Here is a 5,256-nt window from a genome sequence, read left to right on the forward strand (position 1 = left end):
CAGTTATAATACTTTATTCTTATGCTATATTATAGGGAGAATTATTTGTTATCACGTATAATCTATGAATTGGAGTGATTTGAAATGAAGAAACTTGGTTTACTTAGTATGTTTTTGATTCTAACTATCTTTATCTCGGCTTGTGGAAGCAATGGTGAAAAAAATGCAGGTGAGGAAAAGAAAACTGAAAAGGTTTATAAAGTTGGTGTGGATACTACTTATCCTCCCTTTGAATTTAAAGAGGGTAACGACTATAAAGGTATTGATATTGATTTAATCAATGCAATAGCGAAGGACCAGGATTTTAAAATCAAATTTTCTCCAATGGATTTCGGCGGAATCATTCCCGCAATGCAAGCCAACCAGCTTGATGTGGCCATTGCAGGCATGAGCATTACAGAGGAAAGAAAAAAGGTTGTTGATTTCTCAACGCCATATTTTGATGCAGGATTAACAGTAGTCGTTAAAAAAGATAATACTACTACTAAATCTGTTAAAGATCTTAAAGGAAAAACGATAGCAGTGAAAAAAGGGACAACAGGTGCTAAATATGCACAGGAAAATGCTACGAAACTAGGAATTAAAGTGGTTCAATTCAATGATAGTCCAGCGATGTTCCAGGAAGTGGCCAACGGCAATGCCGATGCTCTTATTGAAGATTATCCGGTTATCTCCTATGCAATCGCCCAAAAAGATCTTGGTTTGAAAATCGTAGGTGACCGTTTGAATGGGGATCAGTATGGAATCGCCGTATTGAAAGGGCAAAACAAGGATTTATTGAAGAAAATAAATGATGGTCTTGCTAATCTTAAAAAAGACGGAACGTATGATGAAATAATAAAAACGTATCTTGGTGAATAGATTCATGCAAAATAGGCGCGCTTAAAGCGCGCTTTCTTTTTCAAAGGGGTGAAAGGAATGGATATAATTGTTGCGGCATTGCCCATTTTATTAAAAGGACTTCAGGTGACACTTTATATCTTTGTGATTGCCATTATCCTAGGTTTTTTGATTGGTTTAGTGATTGCCTTACTGCGACTTGCCCCGATCAAGATCTTGAACTGGATTGCAAAGGTTTATGTGGATGCGATACGAGGGACACCGTTCATTGTGCAGTTGTTTTTTATATATTTCGGTGTGAATTCACTAAATTTGATTTCTTTGAACAGTACAACAGCTGGAATAATAACCGTTGCTATCAATGCAGGGGCATATTTTGCTGAAATAATAAGAGCGGGGATACAGTCCATCGATAAAGGACAAACGGAAGCGGCAAGATCAATCGGGTTCACCGGTACTCAAACAATGAGATATGTCGTGCTGCCGCAAGCCTTTAGAAGGATGCTCCCTACCATTACGAACCAATCGATCATTAGCTTGAAAGATACATCTCTATTATCCGTCATCGGTATAGCGGATTTAACCCAGCAAGGCCAAATTCAAGCTTCGGCAACCTTTGAAGCATTCAAGATTTGGCTGGTCGTCGGCGTGATTTACTTTATCATCATCTATTTGTTAACCCTTATTGCTAATTTCATAGAAAGGAGGGTACAAGTTCGATGAGCATAATTACTGTAAAAAACCTGAGAAAATCATTTGGGACTGTCGAGGTTTTAAAAGATATTAATGCAGAAGTGCAAGAAAAGGAAGTCATTTGTGTAATAGGCCCTTCTGGATCTGGAAAGAGTACATTTCTGCGTTGCCTGAATCTACTTGAGGAAGTTACGGGCGGTGAGGTGGTCATAAACGGACATAATATCACCGATCCAAAAAGGAAAATCAATATAAATAAAGTCAGGCAAGAGGTTGGAATGGTTTTTCAACATTTCAATCTGTTTCCTCATAAAACCGTTATGGAAAACATCACGCTGGGGCCTATTAAAATTCGCGCCACGGCTAAAGCGGAAGCGGAAAGATTAGCGCTTGACTTATTGGATAAGGTTGGCCTTAAGGAAAAAGCAAATAGCTATCCAGGGGAACTTTCCGGTGGACAAAAACAACGGGTTGCCATCGCAAGGGCATTAGCGATGAATCCAAAAATCATGCTATTTGACGAGCCAACTTCTGCGCTTGACCCTGAAATGGTCGGAGATGTTTTGGAAGTCATGAAACAACTTGCTAAAGAAGGCATGACAATGGTTGTAGTTACGCATGAAATGGGTTTTGCCCGGGAAGTCGGGGACCGCGTCATATTCATGGATGGAGGGTATATTGTCGAGGAAAATGAGCCGAATGCATTATTCGGTAACCCTCAGCACGAGAGAACTAAATCCTTCTTGAGTAAAGTGCTTTAGGCAGGAAACGCGAGCTTGGAAATACAAGTAAGAGAGTATTATTGCCGGCATTGATGTTGGTAATGGATGAAGTTGTGCATAAAGTGTGGACAAAGGAATGCGAGATAATGAGGGGAAACCCAATCGTATAAGCCTTTTCCTATTTTGTGCATAACTTTTTTTGTTTTAGTGGAATTGGGAAGAAGCTAAAATTGAAAACCTAGCTGTCTTATGGAAACATCTCTTCATGTGCAGGAACTATCAGAAAGCTTGAAAAGCAAAAAAGAGGACATATATTGACATCAAAAAGAAACCTATGCATTCAACATGTGCATAGGTTTCTTCATTAGTTACTGCGCCCCGTAACTAATCAAGTTCGTCATGATTCGATATCCGCCTGGGACCTGGCCTTGAATTTGCCGGTATAGGACAAGGTTAGTGTAGAGGTAGGTGCCTTTACCGTATTTGGCCATTAGGATTCCGCCATCAAATGGTTCTTCATTTGGATCAGCCATGGAAATGAATGTTTCAAATCGATCGTCCCATTTCATTGGGAAGTACAATCCTCTTTCTTGAACCCAATTGTTCCAGTCGTCCGTTGTTATTTTATTTGGATAGTTGAAAAGCGCTGATTCTGGTTTCAATACGTTTACTGTGGCTTTTTCATCGGTAACCCTCCAGCGAATGGATGGATTTCCGAGGGTAAGTGGGTATGGAGCAGTCGTCAGGGCATCCCATCCATCACCTGGTTTGTGATATTGAACGACGAGATGACCGCCGTTTTCAACATATTCCAGTAAGCGAGCGTTGTTTGCCTTTAGATCTTCCCTCGATAGATAGGCACGTATGCCGGTAACAATCGTGTCGTATTGGCTCAAATCACCCTTTGCTAAATCTGCTTCGGTTAATTTTGTTATATTAAGGCCTGCATTGCTTAAGTAATCTGCAACTTTATCAAATCCACTCTCAATGTAACCCACTTTTAATGAAGCTGGCATCAATAACTCAAATGCAACGGTGTTGATAGCTGATGGGTATTGGTAATAGAATGTTCCGATATGGTCATAGGAAATTTCTTGAATGGTTGAATCAAAGGTTTTTCCGTTGACAGAAGCAAACGCTTTAACCTGATATTCACCATTTTGAATCGTCTTAGGTGGTGTAAGGGTGAACTTCACTTGTTTTTCTTCTGATTTTTCATTGAATGATACGGTGGCCTTTTTAGGTTTTACTTTCCAATTTTCTGGGACCTTTAAAGTAACCTTTGCTGATGTTTTTCCTTCTGTATAATTTTTCAAGGTAACGGTCACGGGTATTTCTTCCTTTACATCTGCTGTATTTACGACGATATCTTCAGGAGATAGGGTAATGCCAACGTCAGGAAGTACAGCGATCGTTCCTTCCAATTCTTCCACGATGGAAGTTTTGGTGCTGCCATATTTATAAGAAATGCTGGTTGTAATGGTTGATTCGTCATAAGCGTGGTAATAGGATGCATCTTCAGGAACTTCAACCTTGTAGGTGAACGTTGCTGATTTATTAGGTGCTAGATTGACATCTTTAGATTTTGTTTTAGTCTGCCATCCTTTAGGCACGTTCAATGTAGCAGCGACTTTTTTCAATGTTTGTTTCCCGTTATTCTTAACCGTTACGGTTACATTCGTATTTTGCCCTTTCGTAAGAATGTTTGAGGCAGCTTCAGCTTGAACATCCAGTCCTGAAGAGACATAACTGACGTTTTGTAATTGCTCCTCTTTTAATGAAAGCTTATGAAGCAAGTCGTTCTTAATGGAAGAGCTTAGCTTTGCTTTTTTTATTTGTGCTGTCATTTTACGTACATGAGAAAGAGCTGTTTGGGATTTAGAAAAAATTTGTTTTTCATTTGGATACGCCGCAACAACAGTGTCCAAATCCCTTTGCAGGTATTTAAATTCAGCCTTTAATTTTGAAGCCGAGTGAGGAAGTTTTTCAGCCCAATCAGCAAAATTATAAGGTACACCTGCAAAAAGATCCGACTTGTTTTTTGTATCAACGGCACTTTGCTTTAAATCCAAATGGACCTGGCGAGGTGCTGCAGGGATATCGGACCCCATGCCTTGGCTTTTATGCAGATAGCGGGATTGTTCTCCAAGCTGTGGGTAAGTCATGCCGTAAATTGGATCATAGTTACCGATTTCAATGGAAGTGTCGGCTTGATCTGCGGAGGAAACAGGTAAATATAATTTTTTCACTTGCCATACCGATAGACCTTGTTTCAATTGTTTCGGGAAAACAGTTGGATCTGCGGCATCCTTAAAAGCACGTTCACTTAAGATGGTCATTGTTCGATGATGTCCATGCTGAGTATCATCATTTTGGAAGGAAGGCATCAATATATCAGGCTGATACGTGCGAATAAAGCGGATAAGCCGTTCATATGTGAGTTCCTCGCCCCATTTTGCCAATGTTTCCTCTGGTGTTTTCGAGAAGCCGAAATCATAGATGGGATCACTGGTTGTTTTACTAAGATGATAAGCCTTCACCCCAGTAATTTTTGCAGCTTCTATCATTTCTCTTGAACGAATGATTCCGAGGGCATTATCCAGTTCATCCCCAATTTCATTTTGTCCTCCTTCACCCCTGTTCGCAATCAAGCTCGATGTCTTCACACCTAGCCCTCTCGATAGATAAGCGAGAAAGTCACTGCGTTCATCATCTGGATGGGCACCGCTGTTTAAGAATGTCACGGTTGTCTCGAGTGGCTTGACCGCATTCCATAACTCAACGTTTGCTTTCTCCGTACTTGCAGCGCTACCGCTGAGCGGCAATAATGCAAGAATTAATAAAAGAGAAATCACAGATACCAAAGCTTTTTTCATTTTACTTTTAACCCCCTTCACCATTTATCAAATACTTAAGCTTTTTGTGTGGAAAAAATGTAGGTTAGTAATATTTTCTAACTAACTTGGTGGTAAAAAGCTTATCTAATAAATATCATTAATGG

General features: G+C 39.9%; 4 protein-coding genes. 3 read left to right on the plus strand and 1 reads right to left on the minus strand.

Annotated elements, in window-relative coordinates; all coding sequences use genetic code 11:
- Positions 1 to 84: 84 nt before the first annotated feature.
- Genes ACFWE9_RS25790 through ACFWE9_RS25800 form a run of 3 tightly spaced genes read left to right on the plus strand, consistent with a single transcriptional unit; the run spans position 85 to position 2,294 of the window.
- The gene (locus ACFWE9_RS25790; protein ID WP_230159360.1) at positions 85 to 861 is read left to right on the plus strand and encodes a transporter substrate-binding domain-containing protein; all 777 of its coding nucleotides are present in this window, start codon (positions 85 to 87) and stop codon (positions 859 to 861) included.
- 57 nt (positions 862 to 918) lie between these two features.
- A complete protein-coding gene (locus ACFWE9_RS25795) occupies positions 919 to 1,563 on the plus strand; it encodes an amino acid ABC transporter permease (RefSeq protein ID WP_063234732.1) in 645 nt (214 codons plus the stop codon).
- Positions 1,560 to 2,294 (plus strand): amino acid ABC transporter ATP-binding protein, encoded by a 735-nt coding sequence (locus tag ACFWE9_RS25800; RefSeq protein ID WP_063234733.1) that lies wholly within the window; start codon positions 1,560 to 1,562, stop codon positions 2,292 to 2,294. Before ACFWE9_RS25795 ends, ACFWE9_RS25800 begins: the two co-directional genes overlap by 4 nt.
- Before the next feature lie 329 nt (positions 2,295 to 2,623).
- Here the strand turns inward: ACFWE9_RS25800 and ACFWE9_RS25805 are convergent, their stop codons facing one another.
- Positions 2,624 to 5,131, minus strand: coding sequence for an NEW3 domain-containing protein (locus ACFWE9_RS25805; protein ID WP_230159359.1), 2,508 nt, complete (start codon positions 5,129 to 5,131; stop codon positions 2,624 to 2,626).
- Positions 5,132 to 5,256: the final 125 nt, after the last annotated feature.

It is taken from the genome of Peribacillus sp. NPDC060253 (assembly GCF_042727425.1).
In the GTDB taxonomy this organism is placed as follows: Bacteria; Bacillota; Bacilli; order Bacillales; family DSM-1321; genus Peribacillus.

Coding starts and splice junctions, on each gene's coding strand:
- ACFWE9_RS25790 (WP_230159360.1), top strand. CDS start 85: ATGAAGAAACTTGGTTTACTTAGTATGTTTTTGATTCTAACTATCTTT.
- ACFWE9_RS25805 (WP_230159359.1), bottom strand. CDS start 5,131: ATGAAAAAAGCTTTGGTATCTGTGATTTCTCTTTTATTAATTCTTGCA.
- ACFWE9_RS25795 (WP_063234732.1), top strand. CDS start 919: ATGGATATAATTGTTGCGGCATTGCCCATTTTATTAAAAGGACTTCAG.
- ACFWE9_RS25800 (WP_063234733.1), top strand. CDS start 1,560: ATGAGCATAATTACTGTAAAAAACCTGAGAAAATCATTTGGGACTGTC.